Genomic DNA, 16,974 nt, shown 5'->3' on the forward strand with positions numbered 1-16,974 from the left:
GAGTACGCCTATTAAGCTAAAATTATTATTGTTTTTCACTTTGTGCTTTTGCTAAACCGTCATTAAAAACTTTAATAAACACTCGCGCCTTTGCTGTGTCGTGGCATAAAAACGCTTCATTATGAATAATAAAAGGCTCACTGCGTATTAATGAAACCTTTTTACTTTGCAAAATGGCTTCAACGTCTGGAGACCATGCCACAAAGGCATCTATACGCTTCGATAGCAGTTTATCAATATTTTGCTCAATACGGCTAACATAGTGCAAATCTAGGTTAGCGGCATTAAACAATGGGCCATATAGCATGCCTGTTCTCGCTCCAACCCTTTTTCCTTTAAGGTCACTCAACTTTACGAGTTTTTTATCTAATGTGTATATTCGAGCGGTGGCTTTATTTAATGGCGCGGAGTTTAGAGTGTTTTTGTTATAGTAAAACGCTTTATCGTAAGGAAGAATACAATCAATAAGTTTGCTTTCAAACATTTGATCAACTCTACCTGGGGGTGCAATTTCATATTTCCAATTTTGTTTTTTCAGCGCTTTAACCTTTGCTATTAGTAGGTCGTACTCACCTTGCTTGTCTTTTTGTAAAATAGAAGGGATATCATAAGCCATTAATTTAATCTCATCACTGGCGTTACAAATAGAGCTAATCCCCCCTAACATTAAAACAAAAAACAGCTTGTGCATTATTGACTCCTTGATAACAATATCCATAGTATACTTATTCTATAATGCTAATATCATCACTTATTGTGTCGTTATGTTATTTAATATTATATACCACTCATAATTAATACAACGAATAGGAATTTACAATGAATAATAATACAGCTATTCCTTCTTGGTACAAAACAGTCGCCATAATTGCCGTTATATGGAATATTATGGGCGTTATTGCCTTCTCTGGACATGTAATGATGAGCCCTGAAGCAATAGCCACGCTCCCAGCTGCAGAGCAAGAGCTCTATCAAAATATACCTGTGTGGGTAACAATCGCTTTTGCTATTGCTGTTTTTGCTGGTTTATTGGGCAGTATTGCGCTCCTACTTAGAAAACCATTGGCTTTACCGCTTCTTATTTCTTCCCTTGTCGGTATTATTATTCAAGATACATATTCATTCTTGTTTACAAATACTATCAAGATTTATGGCAATTCTGTTTTAATAATGCCTTCAGTAGTTATAGTAATAGCCGTTTTTCTAATTTGGTTAGCCAATAAAGCTAAAAATAACCACTGGCTTGATCATTAAATAGGCAAGCTTACTTAATGGCTAATTGATTATTATGAATGACTTTTTAACCAGTTAACCACCTCAGGAAAGTGATCATCAATGCTTAGCGGATGCGTTAAAATATTAATATGATCGTAATTAAGTGCGTTGCCACTTTCCTTTGATAGTAAGCTTAATTTAGCTTCGTTATTATAAGACTCATCAATAAAGGCTTGTACATCTTTAACATTACCAAGCACTTTGTCGCTAACTCCTGTTATATGCCACGTAGGCGGCCAGCTAATATTTTTCGCGGCTTCTTGATAACTAAAACCGTCGTTACGATCTTGCCATTTACCTGGTTTAACCCAATCAATACTGTCTTTTAAAAATAATAATGTTTCGCTATCAGCGCCGAATCTCAGCTTTTTAGCGTCGATATAGCCTTTTCTTTTAGCAAGTTTAGGCGCTAAGCTATTCCATATTAAATTCACTTTAAGTGTTTTTTCAAAGCCTGAGGTCAGCACGCTACGTTTAGTACCAAAACAGACATTACTTGCAATATGGGCTAACTTTTCAGGGAAACGAGCTAACGTACTAGCAAATAAAACACCGCCCCAAGAGTGACAAATAACATGCATTTTTTTACTATTTCTTTTTACGACTTCGTCAATAAGTAACGGAATATCTTTAGTGATTATTTCAAATTGACCGTGTTGAGCATTCTCATGAATAGGGGGCGTACTTTTGCCTTTGCCACGAAAGTCTGCAACATAAACATCAAAACCTTGTTCAGCTAAATAGCACGCTAGCCCCTTACCAGATTCTGTATAAAATATTTTTCCATTTTCAATGGTGCCATGGAGCATTAAAACTGGAACGCCGTTAGGCGTACTCCAAATATGACGAAGGTGTAATTGATGCTCGTTCTCTTTAATATATAATGAGTTTTGATTCATGGTAGGCTCTAGTTGGTCAGACCAGATAACATTAACGATAAATCAATTAAAGATCAACAAACGCTAATTAAACATATTTTTCATATTATCGGCAAAAGCGACAAACTTTTCTTTAATAGTGCGTTTTACTTTAATGTCTATACCACCAAAAATAGCAAAACCTTCAATAATAATGGTTGGTGAGTTTCTATCTGCAATACAAGGTGCTTTATTATCAACGCCACCAAAAATACAAAAAGCTTTAGACACAACATTCACGTTTTCTGGTACATAAATATTATCGCCGCCAAAAAGACACAACACTTTCATCGTTATTTCTTTTTGACCAAACTGCGCGTCAGTAAAGTCTATATCTGAACCGCCAAAAATACTGATAGAGCGTATTTCTTTAGCAACGGTCCATCGTCCACTTCGGTTACTACCACCAAAAATGTTCACCATGTAATCAACATCTTTTGTATCTCCAACAGCATATTGAGTTGAAAGCTCACGACGCTTACTTTCAACATATGCTGGGTCTACCGCTAGATCTAAATCTTCAGCTAATGCTGCTATCTCTACATTGCTATTACTGGCCATCGCAGTGTCTAATCGACGCTCAAACGCTTCATAAGATAATTTACCATGACTGTAATTCATAATAAGTTGATCAATGACTTCTTCACGAACATTTTCTATAGGTCTGTCTTCAATGACTACAGGCATAAGTATCCTTGTTATTATTTGAAATAGTGAATGTTATTTAGCAACAATTAAACCACAATTAAAACTGTTATTTATCAATAACTTGATTATTTTCAAGCAAAACTACCACTTCATTTCTTTGTTAAAAACACAACATATTAGTTTTTTAAACCACTTTAGAGGAAGCTTTGCTACTTATTTTGTAGTTAGTCATTTGAGATTTGTGCAATAGTAAACGTCTGTAATTTACGTTACCTAAAAATGACTTACTTTTTGCTGCAACTTATTTATATAGGCGCACTATAGTTCTCGCTCTGCCTCAACTAAACCATGTTAAATTGGTTATTCTGTGGTATTTATGTCAGTATTTTGTTCAGTACTTTCAAACTGAGATAAGCTTTCTAAGCGTGCTCTTTCTGCTTTATTTACATATTTAGGTTTATTTGATTGCTGTAATTTAGCATTAGCTTTTTTAGCACGTTTTTTTAACGTTTCGTTAATTTTTTTCTTGCGGTTCATTTTCTAAACCTTCTCTTAAGGTAATATTTGGTTATTTTATCAAAATACGGCTGATAATTAACTAGCTTATTTACTCAGCCACAATTTTAATAACAGATGTGCTAAAAATAGGTATTTAAAAAATTTAATCTTCAGCAATTACTTCAGGTTTAACATAATTTATCGTTAATTCATCGTAAAAGCGGGTAATTGTTTATTAAAGGCTTTATGCTAATTATCTAACAATAACAACGAGAGCCACTCAATGAACTCAAAATTAACTATTCTAGCTGCAAGCCTAACACTTATTTTAGGCTGCAATAACGCAAATGTTGCTAATGAAGAGCAACAATCAGTTACCCAATCAGAATCTGCTGAGCAACTAGTTAAGCGTGCCAAAGCAATACACGAACGCGTTATTGTTTTAGACACCCATAACGACTTTAGTGATGCAAACTTTGTTGAAGATAAAAACTATACAATGCGCTTAAAAAGCCAAGTAAACTTACCTAAAATGGAAGAAGGTGGCTTAGACGTATCTTGGTTAATTGTGTATACAGGTCAAGGCGAGCTTAATGAAGCGGGTTATGCTAAAGCCTACGCCAGCGCCATGAAAAAATTTGAATCAATTCATCGTTTAACTGAAGAGATCGCACCTGATCAAATTGAATTAGCATTAACATCAGATGATGTAAGACGCATAATAAAAAGTGGTAAAAAAGTAGCGATGATCGGTGTTGAAAATGGTTACCCAATTGGTGAAGACATTAGTAATGTAAAGAAGTTTTATGATTTAGGCGCACGCTATATGTCGCTTGCTCATAATGGCCATAGCCAACTTAGCGACTCTAATACCGGCGACAAGGATCAACAATGGCTTCATAACGGTTTAAGTGACTTAGGTAGAGAAGCCATTAAAGAGATGAATAAATGGGGCATAATGATCGATATCTCTCATCCATCAAAGATGGCAAATATGGAAATGATGAGATTGTCTAAAGCGCCAGTAATTGCTTCACATTCGTCAAGTAGAGCTATGAACAATCATAGTCGTAATTTAGACGACGAAGAGTTATTAATGCTTAAAAAGAATGGCGGCGTAGTACAAGCTGTTGCTTTTCAAAGCTACTTAAATAGCCAAAAGCATGACACATTCCTCAACGCAGCTAAAGAGGTTTACCAGCAAACAGCCGATAAGCTAGGGTTAGCCTTATTTGATCGTAAACTCTACTCTACCCTTGATGAAGCGGGTAAAAATAAAATGGTTAACGATTGGCAAACAATCAAAGAACAGTCACAACCTGCAATAGATACACTGAGCAAAACCGTTAAGCAAGTTGATGTAGCTGACTTAGTTGACCATATCGATTACATGGTTAAGCTAATAGGTGTTGATCATGTTGGTATTAGTTCAGACTTTGATGGCGGCGGAGGTGTGTTAGGCTGGAATGATGCTGCTGAAACCCACAACGTTACCATTGAATTAGTTAAGCGTGGTTATTCTGAAAGTGATATTGAAAAAATTTGGAGCGGAAATTTACTCAGAGTACTAGATGACGTGCAGCGTGTAGCGAAAGAAATTCAAGCGAATAAAACTTAAGCAGCCTAATACATATTATAAGCAATTAATATTAAAGGAGGTGGCATATTAACCATCTCCTTTTTTACTGAATTAATTTTGTTATTGCTAAGTTGATAGACTTGAGCAATCTCGCACTACACTTTTAATTTTTTACAAATAATTGAGTGCTTTTAAACTCATCATTAACACTTTTTCTTCAATCGCGTTAAGCGGAGTTTTACTCAAAGGTTTTTCTGGATCGTCCCCAACGCCAGTAATTAAAGCAATAAACCCGTCACCTGTAACCGGGTCAAACCAAAATTGTCCAAGTAAACCATAGGCTGAGCCTAAATGACCATAAAAGCGGTGACTTTTATCCGTTAAGCCCCACTCTTTTAAGTCGATTATATGAGTAGACAAACCGTAAGCCGTATTTATACCAACAGAGGTTAAATTATCTGATGCTGTATCGCTATTTGTATCTCCATTTTTAATGGTTTTATCGTACGTCCATACTGGCTCTAGCATCATCTCAATTGATTGTTTAGAGATAACGTCATTAGTGTTTTCACCAACAAATAATTTCATTAAAACAGCTAGATCATTAGCCGATGCGCGTACTCCGCCTTGTGGAGAAAATAACGTAGGGTTACTGCCTAACTGATAGTTTTTAAGCATAGATAAATCTGGGCGTTGTGAACGGCTATATTTTTCTCCACCATAAAAACATGATATTTCACTGCCGTCTACTTGCGAGATCCAAGGACCTGTTGGGTCCCAGAAATCACCTCCGTGCCCTTTTCGGTAAAGCGTTGCAAGTAGTGAGTACTCTTCTTCATATAAGTCACAGACATTGAAACTAATGTCTAAGTTTAGTGGTGCAAATAACACCTTTTTAGCAAAAACATCCATTCTTAAACCACTTATATTTTCAATAACACCAGCGATTAAGCCAAAATTCAAATTTGAGTAGGCAAAGTAATCTCCTGGACCCTGATTTTCTTTAGCGGCAAAGTAACGGCCAGCATCTAGGTTTTTAGCTTCAAATAATGACTGATAATGCTCACCGAATGGCAAAAAATACGGGCCATTGTCACGGATAGAAGAAACATGTGCCAGCACTTGTTTGACTGTGATTTTTCGATTTGGGAAATTAGGGTTTCGTAAATTAAATCCTAAGTATTTAGAAATGTCTTCATCTAAAGAAAGCAAACCATCTTCAACTAAGGTCATTAACGACAGGGTTAACACGAGCTTTGAAATTGATGCAATACGTACTTTATGATTTATCGTTAAAGGGAGTTTCTCTCCAGCGGGGGAAATGGAAGAAAATCCTTCTGCATGCTCAAACACAACCTTGCCATTTTTAACTAATACTAACTGTAGACCAGCAATTTCCGTAGGTGTTTTATCTAGCTTGAAAACTAAATCAAACATTTGTTCTTTAACGGTATTATAGTTACTTTCGCTAGCTTCGACCGAATAAGAAGAAAATACGCATAAAAGTAATAGAAAATTAAAAAATTTCATAAACTCACTCCAGAGAGATCGAAAAAATCAATACTAGCATCAACGAAGCTAATTATATCTACCTTAAGTTGAGCTTTTATATCGTCCACTTATTTCGACTAAGGTGTAATAAACTATATTCTGGGTATAGAGTAAGATAGGTTAATGGCTAACACTAGGGCGTGTTGATCTTTCTAGTAAAATTTTGTACGAATTAAACATAGTTTAATTGAGGCGTAGCGAATAAAGTGTCGTTATTCTACATAAATAGCTTCCGCGTCCTGCTCACGCTAAGTACCTACTTCCGTGTAAGCAACGAAAAGTAAATCATGTTTAAACGTATCTGTAGGACAGCGCCTCTTTGGTTTTTCTACGGCGTTTACACTTATTTATGGGGAGCAACCCCATTACATAAGTTCAGCCTTGTATAAACACCAAATAAATCGCTGCAAAAATGTACAGCAAAGATCAACACGCCCTAAATAAATTGGTATATAACAAAAGTAATAATCAACGATATTATTGTTAACGACTTGATATGCGTCATAGAATCAAACTAAGGTTTGGGCACAATAGCATTAAAGATATTTAAACAATACAATGGGACACACGCTTATGTCACTTCAAAGCCATAACAAAAAAACACGCTGGCAAGATTACCTAAAGTCGGGTGATAGGATTTTTATTGGTTCAAATGCTGCTGTACCCAATGCACTTATCGACGATTTAATTAGTAATAGTGCTCAACTCCATGACATTGAAGCCGTTCACATATTAACGTTATCTGACAACAAATGGGCTAAAATTGAGCACAAAGATCTTTTTAAAGTAAACGCTTTCTTCATTGGTGGAAATAATGTTCGACAAGCAGTAGCCGAAGGAAGAGCTGATTATACCCCTTGTTTTATTTCAGAAATTCCAACGCTATTTAAAGAAAATATATTACCTCTCGACGCCGCCTTAATAATGGTGAGCCCTCCTGACAAATACGGATATTGCTCGCTAGGCGTAAGTGTTGACATTATTTCCTCTGCGGTTAAGGCAGCTAAATATGTTATTGCACAAGTAAATCCATTGATGCCTCGTACCAATGGTCATAGCTTTGTACACGTAAATCAAATTCATGCCTGGTTAGATGCTGAACAACCTATACCTGAACTTGCTCCCCCTGTTATGGATAAAGTGTCAGAACAAATAGGGCAGTACACTTCAATGTTAATTGAAAATGGCGCGACTATTCAAATAGGTATTGGTAAAATTCCTTCAGCCGTTTTACATTACCTAGCTAACCACAAAGACCTAGGTGTTCATAGTGAAATGATCACCGACGGAATTTTAGACTTAATGCTCAGCGGTGTAATCAATAATCGCCGTAAAACCTTTCATAAAGGCAAAACCGTTGTTAGCTTCTGTTTAGGTACTCAGCGATTATATGACTTTGTTGATGGCAACCCCCATGTAGAGTTTTATCCTTCAGAGCATATTAATTCGCCAATAAATATTGCTAAAAATGACAATATGGTGTCAATTAATAGTGCTATTGAAGTTGATTTAACTGGTCAAGTGGTATCAGACTCAATTGGCTATCAGTTCTATTCAGGTATTGGCGGTCAAGTCGACTTTATTCGCGGTGCTTGGTTTAGTAAAGGCGGTAAGCCGATTATTGCTTTGCCATCTACCACTAAAGACGGAAAGATTTCTCGTATTGTAGCTCACCTTACGGAAGGTGGTGGTGTAGTTACTTCACGTGATGACGTAGGATATGTAATTACTGAATATGGGATAGCTTCGCTCATTGGTAAGAGTATTCGTGAACGCGCACTTGAACTAATACGTATTGCCCATCCAAAGTTTAGAAAGCAATTATTGGAAGATGTTAGGAAGCATTATTGGGTACCTAGTTATCAGGATAATAGTCCAACGTCTGTTCCTGAGCTTGGACCGGTTGAGTTAAAAAAGTTTACCTTTGACAACCTTGAATACACATTAAGACCGCTAAGCCCATCAGATGAACGTAAGTTACAAGAGTTTTTCTATTCTCATAACAAAGAAACGTTGATCATGCGTTATAACCATTACGCACGACAAATGACGCGAGAAAGTTCATGTAAGCTAGTAAGTGTAGACCAACATAAAGATCTCGCTTTATGCTTTACCCAACGTAATGTTTTAGGTGAAGAGATACACGCAGTAGGTCGCTATTACTACATAGAAAGTAATAACTGCGCCGAAGTCGCATTTGTTATTCGTGAAAGCAAACGCGGCAAGGGTATGGCAAGAACATTACTCAATGAAATGATCCAAATTGCCAAAATACGCAAATTATCAAAGCTGGTCGCTTGTGTAAGAAGAGATAATGCTCCTATGCTCAAAGTATTTGAAAGTGCTGGCTTTGTTCGTACTTATTCGGAAGATAATGACGAAATAAGTTTAGCTGTAGACCTAAACAGTGATTTAAAAACCAACGAAAGTAATAAAAAGGAAAACTCATGACGGTAGGCATAATCAGCCATCATAAATGTAGTCTGCATGAAATGGGCGACCACCACCCAGAAAGCCCAAAACGCATGGCGGCTATACAAGATCAATTAATTCGTAGTGGCCTTGAATATGTTGTTAAACAAATGGATGCTACCCCTATTGATAAAAACTTATTATCGTTAGCGCATTGCCCAAAATATATTGACTACATTTTTGATAATGCGCCAACCGAAGGTACGTTTAGAATAGACGATGACACCGCAATGAACAGTGCATCACTATCAGCGGCTTTACTTTCGGCAGGTGCTGCAGTTGATGCCGTTGATAAAGTAATGAATAAAAGTTTAAGTGCGGTATTTTGTGCAACACGCCCGCCCGGACACCATGCTGAATATAATAAAGGCATGGGCTTTTGTATTTTTAATAATATTGCAATTGCAGCCGCTTACGCAAAAGAAAAATATAACCTGTCACGTGTTGCGATTGTAGACTTTGATGTTCATCATGGAAACGGCACAGAAAACATAGTGAAAGATAGAGAAGGTTATTTGTTTTGTTCAACTTATCAATACCCTTTTTATCCTTTTGAAATGCAAGAAAGCGATACTCCTCCTATAATCAACACGCCTATTGCCGCTACCTGCAAAGGCCCTGAATATCGTTTAGCTATAACAGAACACTGGCTACCTGCCCTTCATAAATTCAAACCCGAAATAATCTTTATATCTGCAGGATTTGACGCTCATATTGAAGATGAAATGTCGAGTGTTAGTTTAACTGAGGCCGATTACCGTTGGGTTACTGATCAGTTAAAAATAATAGCCGATACTTATGCACAAGGCAAAATTGTTTCAGTGTTAGAAGGTGGTTATGCACTTAGTGCTCTTGGTCGCAGTGTGGTAGAACACATTAAAGGACTAATTGGTAATTAGCATCACTGTATACTTTATATTAAACCATTAAATTTTGCTGTAGACCCTATTATTTGGTAGCCCAATACTCTATAGTCGATTTATGTTCACTAATAATTTTATAACTATGATTCGATTAAAAACCAGTTGTTTACTTTTTTGTTTGGGGCTTGTTGCTTGTTCTGAGTCAACAACACCTGCCGTACATAAAGAGCAAAACAAAGCACAGGTTACGCTTAGTAATGTTCATCAAGATATTAAAGTTTTAGCATCAGATGAGTTCGCCGGACGAGGACCTTTAACAGAAGGTGAAACATTAACCATTAACTACCTTGCTAAACAATACCAAGATATTGGTTTAGTTGGCGCTGTTAATGGTGACTTTTTACAACAAGTTGAAATGGCACAGTTAACGCCAGATCAAAATATGAAATTGTCAATTGGTGAGCTAAGCTTCAACGCTGGAAGCGACTTTACAGCTCGTACTCAGCAAATACAAACGAGCATTGAGATAGATAACTCAGATGTCGTTTTTGTTGGTTATGGTATTAACGCGCCTGAATATCAATGGAACGATTTTAAAGATATTGATGTAAAGGGTAAAACGTTAATTGTTTTAGTTAATGACCCTGGTTTTGCCACTCAAGACGATACTCTTTTTACAGGTAACGCCATGACTTACTATGGCCGTTGGACATATAAATATGAAGAAGCTGCGCGACAAGGTGCTGCAGCAGTACTTATTGTACACGAGACTGCGCCAGCAGCTTACCCGTGGAGTGTAGTTGAAAGTTCAAATACCGGAAGCAAATACACCTTAATTGATAACAACAAGAATGCATCTCAAATTCCTATTATGGGCTGGGTAGATGTGGAAGCTGCAGAAGCTATTTTTAACCAAGCTGGTCTTGATTATCACCAGTTAAAGCAACGCGCCCTAATGCCAGATTTTACGGCTGTTAACTTAAACAGCAAAGCTAATTTAACGCTTAACAACCAGATCACTATGGCTAAGTCTAATAATGTAATCGCTAAACTAACAGGAAGTGAGTCTCCCAATGAATATGTTGTTATCAGCGCTCATTGGGACCACTTCGGCACGAATGAAACCGACACGGGCCCTAAGATATTTAACGGTGCGGTAGACAACGCCTCAGGTACAGCTGCAACACTAGAAATAGCGCGTATTATGGCAAAAATGCATCAAATAAAACCCTTTAAACGCTCCATTATATTTGCTAATTTTACTGCCGAAGAAACAGGCCTCATTGGCTCTGAGCAGTTTGCCAACGGTGACGTAATTCCAACAAAGCAAATGGTTGCCTTATTAAATATTGATGGCATGAATGTTTTAGATGGAGTTGACTATATTCTACAATACGGCAAAGGTTTATCAGAAATGGAAGACTATTTAGCTAAGGCAGCTAGTGCTCAAGGGCGTACTGTAAAAATGGATCCTCGACCCCAAAATGGTTTGTTTTTCCGCTCAGATCATTTCTCGCTTGCTAAACAAGGTGTACCAAGCTTATTGTTTATGAGTCTGGGTGATACAGATCCTGACTACATCACTCACAAATATCATAAAGAAGCAGATGACTACTCCGCTGACTGGTCGCTTGGTGGTGTAGAGCAAGACATAGAGTTATTGATCGATATTGCTGTACAACTAGCAAATAATGGGGACTGGCCAAAATGGAAAGCAGAGTCAGATTTTAAAACGCGTCGTTTACAAGATCGCCCTAGTCATAATTAACCTCAACTACATCTAGAATAACGTTGGCTTGAATACAGACAATTTAAGCCAACTTTTTCTTAACTTTTATTATCATTAATTAAAAATTTCCTTACTTTAATACAATATAATTGCCACTAATACTCGATTAGTATTTCACCATTTCGAAAACACGCCCTCCCGCTATTATATTATTTTGTGTTATATTTTTACAAAAGGTAAACTCTTTAATGTTAATTAAATCATACACAAAAGTTAGCTTATACCAGTTTCATTAATTAAGTGGTCTATTTTATACGCAGTGAAAACAGTCAAATACAAGGTATTTATTTTCATAACTACTTGTTCTAATTATAAAATAAATAACGCAGTGGTTGAGAGTTTTAGCCAGTAGAAATGATCACATAGCTAGTAAGATTGGTATTATAGCGCTAGCTTATTGTTTGCCTTCTTATACTATCATTACTAAGCTTATAGAAAATGCTCATAATATTTATTTTAAAATCAACTAAATACACTAGGATCAAAATGTTTGAACTAGAAAAAATGCTTAGTTTATGTTAACTGAACTACTCCCTAATAAAGGGCAAAAGCAGCTTAAGCAAACAGAAGGGCTACAAAACCGCGTTTGGGATGACGTCATGCAGCGCACTAAGCCTGGCATTTTAATATATCCAATATTTTGGCTGATCATAGCCTACGGCTCCGGTTTTTATAAAAGTCATTTTATACTCACATGGACCTTAGAGTTTGTTTTTATTTTAGCGTCTTTTTGGCGTTTTTTTCAATTTAAGTATTTAGAACACTGGCAAACTTCTTGCCCAACAATATGGGCAGCGGGACTGTTAATTAGTGTAGTAACACACAGCTTAGGTTGGGGGATAATGTTTGGCTACTCAACTTTTATCGACAATACCGCTTTTAGCTTTTTTATGGGCTTTTCCAGTTCGGGAATAGCTGCCGGCGGCACCAATAGCTTTGCTCCAAAACGAATTTTAGCAACCAGCTTTATTATTACGTTTACGCTTCCACCTTTAATCGCAGCTATTATCGCAGGCGATCAGTGGGTTATGGCATCGTTGATCTCTGTATTCATTGTTTACACGTTAAATCTAGCTAAGCAGCAAAACCGTGAATATTGGCGCTCGTTAACTAACGAAGTTATCTTAGAAAAACACAGTAGAACCGACGCTCTTACGTCACTTAAAAATCGTAGGTTTTCGACGAAAAGCTTTATGAATTATGTCAATTATCTTCACGTAACCAAGAATACATCTCTGTATTAGTCATAGATATTGATCACTTTAAAAAAGTTAATGACAAATTAGGTCATGATTTTGGTGATGAATGTTTAAGGCAATTGGCCAGAGTGTTTGAGTCTTGCCTACCTAGAGCAACCGACGTGTGTGCAAGGTATGGCGGAGAAGAATTCGCAATAATTTTAACTGGCACAAATACTTTAGGCGCAGAACAAGTAGCTGAAAATATCAGGAAGAAAGTTGAAGCACACATAGTAAAGTACAATCAACAAGAAATGCGATTAACTGTAAGTATAGGTTTAGTATCAAAAATGTTAAAAACGTTTGACAAAAACATACCTACAGAGCTTTTTAAAAGCGCTGATGAAGCACTATATAATGCAAAAACAAAAAGTCGTAATTGTGTGGTGATTTCAGCTAACTCAGCCATTAATTAAGCCACTTTATTAAGCCAAAGTGTAAGCTTATTTAGATGAAAATAACAGTCTAGGTTACGTCCATTTAACTTTAGGTGGGGAGTATGCTTCAAAGGAGTTAATTAACGCTTGAGGGGTATCAGCCAATATCAGCATGTCAGAATATTGCGCATGTAAAAAACCAGAGTTAACCATATTATTGATCATATCCAGTAAATGTTGATAGAAACCGTTAGTATTATAAAACGCACAAGGTTTTGAATGATGTCCTAATTGCGCCCATGTCCACACTTCGAAAATCTCTTCTAATGTCCCTGCACCACCGGGTAATGCAACAAATGCATCGGCTAACTCAGCCATTTTTGCTTTTCTTGTATGCATATCTTTTACAATAAACAACTCAGTTAAACCTTCATGGGCAATTTCTTTTTCTTTAAGGTATTCAGGTATCACACCATAAGCCTTGCCGCCACTTGCTAAAACTGCGTCGGCAATAATCCCCATTAAGCCAACTTTTCCGCCGCCATAGACTAAGTCAATGCCATTTTTCCCAAAAAACTCACCGAGCTTTTTTGCTTCGTTTATATAAGTAGGGTTATTGCCCGTACTAGCGCCACAATATACAGCGATATTCATATTTATTAATACCTTATTAAAAAGTTATACCGCTTCATGAAATTAATTTTTTAATTTCAACGCTGACAGTATTGCTAAGCCTTCCGCATTACAAAAGTCGATTGCCTCATTAATATCATCCATTGTAATACCTAAATCATACATTAAATGCTTACCTAGGAAGTTTTTCTTGGAGTACATTCCAGGGTGTGAGTTAATTAATGCGAGTCGAGAAGTGATATAAAGCAATGAGCTAGCAGGCGAAAGTTCTTGCGCATACGCTTGATGATATTCCTTTATCGGTTTAATAATATGATCAGGTAGTTGCCACAAGCGCAATAATTCAGCACTTACATCAGCGAAAGTAAAACCAAACACATCTTCTTGTCGCTGCCATGGGGTTTCTTCACTATCGTAATTCTCACAGTAAACAACCTTTTTATCTTCACTTTGTATCATTGCTAACGTGCCTACATTGTGCAGTAAGCCAGATAAAAATATCCCATCACAACCTTCAACATTATGCTTAATAGCGAAGTATTTGCACATTAGCGCACAGTCTACACTTACTTCCCAAAAGCGATCCATGTCGATAATGTTAGCGTTCACTTTGGCAAACGCTTTAGTTGTGCCATAAGCATTAATTAAGTTGTTTACTTCTTTTATACCAAGCACCATTAGTGCCCTTGAAATTGAATCTATTTCTCGAGGAAAGTTAAAAAAAGCACTATTAGCTAACTTGAGCAAGGAGGTAGTTAATGCGGGATCTAGCATAATAACATTAGCAATATCATCTAAACTGGCATGTTCATCATCAAGTATTTCTTTTAGTCGCAAGTACACATCAGGTAAGGCACAAAGTTGCTCTGCTTTTTTTGCATAATCAAGTGCTGTTAGCGTCATTTAATTTCCCTCAAATTCTGAATAGTTTAACCATATCATTTCAATTTCATAACTCAACCTTCCTTGCAGCTAAGCAGTAACTTTAGCTTTAATTTTGGTTAGTCCTGAAATTAACAATAAAACAGCACCTCCTGCCGCTAAACCAATAATACCGTCGGCTAAAATAGGTAAGATCATAGTTGCTAAATCGCCTACAATGGCTGTAGCCGAATTGACGACTTGTTGTACTAAATGATGTAGCCCACTGAAACTATGCGTTAATATGCCTCCGCCCACTAAAAACATCGCAATAGTGCCAACAATTGCTAGTGTTTTCATTAACATGGGCGCAAATATTAATAAGCCTCGGCCAATACTGCGTTGTATGGCATTAAATCGGCCAGACACTGACTTTCTTAAAAGGTATAAACCAACATCATCGAGTTTTACAATGGCAGCGACCAAACCATAAACACCTACGGTTATAGCAATAGCTAACGCAGATAATACGGCAACTTGAGTTGAAAATGGTGCCATTTGAACAGTACCCAGCACTATCACAACAATCTCTGCTGACAAGATAAAATCTGTACGGATAGCACCTTTAATTTTATTTTTTTCTAAATTAACTAAATTAATACTTTCATCAGCATACGCTTTAATTCTTTCTTGATGCTCAAGCTCAAGCTCTTCTTTTGCATGCAAATATTTATGCGATACTTTTTCAAAGCCTTCATAGCATAAAAATAAACCACCTATTACCAGTAATATGGTAATAAGCGCTGGAGCAAACGCGCTAATTAACAATGCCGCCGGCACCAATATCAATTTATTTAAGAACGAACCTTTCGCAACTGCCCATACTACAGGTAATTCCCGAGCCGCCTTAACCCCCGAGACCTGCTCGGCATTAAGTGCTAAGTCATCACCTAATACCCCTGCCGTTTTCTTTGCTGCAACCTTAGACAATACCGCTATATCATCCAATAAGGTTGCTATATCATCTATTAACGCTAATAAACTTGTACCTGCCAATCTCTGTCTCCACGACGTATAACGTCTCTAAGTATCTGTGGTAAATTGACAGTTTTTCTACTGTATTTCAAGCTATTACCATTAAAGTTTTTTTAAAAATATATGTATGTGTTGTATTAGTAGGTCTTACAAAGCCCTTTATCTAGGTTTTATCTCACCTATCACCATATTGCCATCATCTAAGAAAGTTAAAATAATTTCTTTACTAGGACGATTATTGTCAAATAGGTAACTGTACTTTTCAACAATTCTATTTTTATCTGCTTCAGTTCTTGCAGTAGACATTTCATCTCGAAAGGGTTGCCCTTCCATAATTCCAGCGTAATGACTTGCTAAAGCTGCGGTTGTACGTAATGCATTTTCAACTTTTGGATTTTCCGCAAAGGCCTGTTGTAGTTGTGCTGCATAAGCATAATCAGCAGGTAAAACAACTTTGCCATGGTTATCAAATTTAATGTTTTCTGGTGACGGAATATTATATTTTTCCAGTAGTTGCTTAAACTCTTCCTGCGAGTATTTTGCTAAGGTGTCAATATTGTGAGCGGTGGGAAGGAGTATAGATACATCTTCTAACTTTCCATTACTAGATTGAGGACCTAGTGTAAGGTATTCATCTAAATTAATGTTTTCTTGGTTACCTTTATTGGTATTCATTGAAAAAACAGCATCGGTGCTTGTTTCTTCGGCCACAGCAACAGCATTCACTGCTTTATAACTGGCAAATAGCTCAGAAAACGAATTGTTGCTTTTCGGCTTATTCGATTGTTCTACTTTTTGTGAATAGGCTTGAAAACTGGTATTAGTGACTTCCATTTTACCCTCTCAGTAAATATTAATCTTGACGATTAAGTATGATTATTAATTGAAAGCAAAAAACGCACCATCACAACTCCCATTAGCAACACTTAGAAAACACCTAAACCATTAGGGCGTGTTGATCTTTGCTGTCCATTTTTGCAGCGATTTATTTGGTGTTTATACAAGGCTGAACTTATGTAATGGGGTTGTTCCCCATAAATAAGTGAAAAGGCCGTAGAAATACCAAAGAGGCGCTGTCCTACGGATACGTTTAAACATGATTTACTTTTCGTTCTAGCTCATTTATGTAGAATAACTACACTTTATTCGCTACGCCTCAATTAAATTATGTTTAATTCGTACAAAAATTGTACTCGAAAGATCAACACGCCCTAGCTTTGATAGCTAGCTACAATTAA

At 36.8% G+C, this 16,974-nt stretch carries 16 protein-coding genes; 7 read left to right on the forward strand and 9 right to left on the reverse strand.

Going from position 1 to position 16,974, the window contains the following annotated elements; genetic code table 11:
• Nucleotides 1–25: 25 nt before the first annotated feature.
• Nucleotides 26–691 (reverse strand): substrate-binding periplasmic protein, encoded by a 666-nt coding sequence (locus QUD79_RS11640; RefSeq protein WP_184425822.1) that lies wholly within the window; start codon nt 689–691, stop codon nt 26–28.
• A 128-nt stretch (nt 692–819) separates the two neighbouring features.
• Between QUD79_RS11640 and QUD79_RS11645 the strand changes: the two genes are divergently transcribed.
• Complete coding sequence (locus QUD79_RS11645) at nt 820–1,254, forward strand: hypothetical protein (RefSeq protein ID WP_184425824.1); 435 nt, start codon at nt 820–822, stop codon at nt 1,252–1,254.
• 32 nt (nt 1,255–1,286) lie between these two features.
• Here the strand turns inward: QUD79_RS11645 and QUD79_RS11650 are convergent, their stop codons facing one another.
• The 3 genes from QUD79_RS11650 to QUD79_RS11660 all read right to left on the reverse strand — a co-directional run bounded on the left by QUD79_RS11650 (nt 1,287) and on the right by QUD79_RS11660 (nt 3,377).
• A complete protein-coding gene (locus QUD79_RS11650; protein WP_184425826.1) occupies nt 1,287–2,174 on the reverse strand; it encodes an alpha/beta fold hydrolase in 888 nt (295 codons plus the stop codon).
• A 63-nt stretch (nt 2,175–2,237) separates the two neighbouring features.
• Nucleotides 2,238–2,879, reverse strand: coding sequence for a LiaF domain-containing protein (locus QUD79_RS11655; RefSeq protein WP_184425828.1), 642 nt, complete (start codon nt 2,877–2,879; stop codon nt 2,238–2,240).
• 321 nt (nt 2,880–3,200) lie between these two features.
• Nucleotides 3,201–3,377 (reverse strand): DUF2986 domain-containing protein, encoded by a 177-nt coding sequence (locus QUD79_RS11660; RefSeq protein ID WP_184425830.1) that lies wholly within the window; start codon nt 3,375–3,377, stop codon nt 3,201–3,203.
• Nucleotides 3,378–3,621: 244 nt separating this feature from the next.
• Between QUD79_RS11660 and QUD79_RS11665 the strand changes: the two genes are divergently transcribed.
• Complete coding sequence (locus QUD79_RS11665; protein ID WP_184425832.1) at nt 3,622–4,956, forward strand: dipeptidase; 1,335 nt, start codon at nt 3,622–3,624, stop codon at nt 4,954–4,956.
• A 132-nt stretch (nt 4,957–5,088) separates the two neighbouring features.
• Here QUD79_RS11665 and QUD79_RS11670 read toward each other — a convergent pair whose 3' ends face one another.
• Nucleotides 5,089–6,447, reverse strand: coding sequence for a serine hydrolase domain-containing protein (locus tag QUD79_RS11670; RefSeq protein WP_184425834.1), 1,359 nt, complete (start codon nt 6,445–6,447; stop codon nt 5,089–5,091).
• A gap of 594 nt (nt 6,448–7,041) precedes the next feature.
• Between QUD79_RS11670 and QUD79_RS11675 the strand changes: the two genes are divergently transcribed.
• The 5 genes from QUD79_RS11675 (at nt 7,042) to QUD79_RS11695 (ending at nt 13,246) form a co-directional block, all read left to right on the forward strand.
• On the forward strand, nt 7,042–8,919 hold the full coding sequence (locus QUD79_RS11675; protein ID WP_184425836.1) for a GNAT family N-acetyltransferase: 1,878 nt from the start codon (nt 7,042–7,044) through the stop codon (nt 8,917–8,919).
• Nucleotides 8,916–9,839, forward strand: coding sequence for a histone deacetylase family protein (locus QUD79_RS11680; protein ID WP_184425838.1), 924 nt, complete (start codon nt 8,916–8,918; stop codon nt 9,837–9,839). The genes QUD79_RS11675 and QUD79_RS11680 overlap by 4 nt, the downstream gene beginning before the upstream one ends.
• 106 nt (nt 9,840–9,945) lie before the next feature.
• Nucleotides 9,946–11,571: a M28 family metallopeptidase gene (locus tag QUD79_RS11685; protein WP_184425861.1), complete on the forward strand. Its 1,626-nt coding sequence runs from the start codon at nt 9,946–9,948 to the stop codon at nt 11,569–11,571.
• 536 nt (nt 11,572–12,107) lie between these two features.
• Nucleotides 12,108–12,836 (forward strand): hypothetical protein, encoded by a 729-nt coding sequence (locus tag QUD79_RS11690; protein ID WP_184425840.1) that lies wholly within the window; start codon nt 12,108–12,110, stop codon nt 12,834–12,836.
• Nucleotides 12,824–13,246: a GGDEF domain-containing protein gene (locus QUD79_RS11695; RefSeq protein WP_286290797.1), complete on the forward strand. Its 423-nt coding sequence runs from the start codon at nt 12,824–12,826 to the stop codon at nt 13,244–13,246. The genes QUD79_RS11690 and QUD79_RS11695 overlap by 13 nt, the downstream gene beginning before the upstream one ends.
• A 54-nt stretch (nt 13,247–13,300) precedes the next feature.
• Here QUD79_RS11695 and QUD79_RS11700 read toward each other — a convergent pair whose 3' ends face one another.
• From QUD79_RS11700 to QUD79_RS11715, 4 genes are all read right to left on the reverse strand, one after another.
• Complete coding sequence (locus QUD79_RS11700) at nt 13,301–13,861, reverse strand: LOG family protein (RefSeq protein WP_184425842.1); 561 nt, start codon at nt 13,859–13,861, stop codon at nt 13,301–13,303.
• Nucleotides 13,862–13,903: 42 nt separating this feature from the next.
• Nucleotides 13,904–14,743 carry an HDOD domain-containing protein gene (locus QUD79_RS11705; protein WP_184425844.1) on the reverse strand — a complete coding sequence of 280 codons (840 nt, stop codon included), beginning with the start codon at nt 14,741–14,743 and terminating at the stop codon, nt 13,904–13,906.
• A 69-nt stretch (nt 14,744–14,812) separates the two neighbouring features.
• Entirely contained in the window at nt 14,813–15,757 is a 945-nt protein-coding gene (locus tag QUD79_RS11710; protein WP_184425846.1) for a DUF808 domain-containing protein, read from the reverse strand.
• 138 nt (nt 15,758–15,895) lie between these two features.
• Nucleotides 15,896–16,570, reverse strand: a complete 675-nt coding sequence (locus QUD79_RS11715) for a hypothetical protein (RefSeq protein WP_184425848.1) — start codon at nt 16,568–16,570, stop codon at nt 15,896–15,898.
• Nucleotides 16,571–16,974 lie beyond the last annotated feature (404 nt).

The organism is Thalassotalea piscium (assembly GCF_030295935.1).
GTDB lineage: Bacteria > Pseudomonadota > Gammaproteobacteria > Enterobacterales > Alteromonadaceae > Thalassotalea_B > Thalassotalea_B piscium.

Bases quoted from the DNA above. Each gene is read 5' to 3' on its own strand.
- QUD79_RS11640 (WP_184425822.1), bottom strand. From the start codon at position 691: ATGCACAAGCTGTTTTTTGTTTTAATGTTAGGGGGGATTAGCTCTATT.
- QUD79_RS11645 (WP_184425824.1), top strand. From the start codon at position 820: ATGAATAATAATACAGCTATTCCTTCTTGGTACAAAACAGTCGCCATA.
- QUD79_RS11650 (WP_184425826.1), bottom strand. From the start codon at position 2,174: ATGAATCAAAACTCATTATATATTAAAGAGAACGAGCATCAATTACAC.
- QUD79_RS11655 (WP_184425828.1), bottom strand. From the start codon at position 2,879: ATGCCTGTAGTCATTGAAGACAGACCTATAGAAAATGTTCGTGAAGAA.
- QUD79_RS11660 (WP_184425830.1), bottom strand. From the start codon at position 3,377: ATGAACCGCAAGAAAAAAATTAACGAAACGTTAAAAAAACGTGCTAAA.
- QUD79_RS11665 (WP_184425832.1), top strand. From the start codon at position 3,622: ATGAACTCAAAATTAACTATTCTAGCTGCAAGCCTAACACTTATTTTA.
- QUD79_RS11670 (WP_184425834.1), bottom strand. From the start codon at position 6,447: ATGAAATTTTTTAATTTTCTATTACTTTTATGCGTATTTTCTTCTTAT.
- QUD79_RS11675 (WP_184425836.1), top strand. From the start codon at position 7,042: ATGTCACTTCAAAGCCATAACAAAAAAACACGCTGGCAAGATTACCTA.
- QUD79_RS11680 (WP_184425838.1), top strand. From the start codon at position 8,916: ATGACGGTAGGCATAATCAGCCATCATAAATGTAGTCTGCATGAAATG.
- QUD79_RS11685 (WP_184425861.1), top strand. From the start codon at position 9,946: ATGATTCGATTAAAAACCAGTTGTTTACTTTTTTGTTTGGGGCTTGTT.
- QUD79_RS11690 (WP_184425840.1), top strand. From the start codon at position 12,108: ATGTTAACTGAACTACTCCCTAATAAAGGGCAAAAGCAGCTTAAGCAA.
- QUD79_RS11700 (WP_184425842.1), bottom strand. From the start codon at position 13,861: ATGAATATCGCTGTATATTGTGGCGCTAGTACGGGCAATAACCCTACT.
- QUD79_RS11705 (WP_184425844.1), bottom strand. From the start codon at position 14,743: ATGACGCTAACAGCACTTGATTATGCAAAAAAAGCAGAGCAACTTTGT.
- QUD79_RS11715 (WP_184425848.1), bottom strand. From the start codon at position 16,570: ATGGAAGTCACTAATACCAGTTTTCAAGCCTATTCACAAAAAGTAGAA.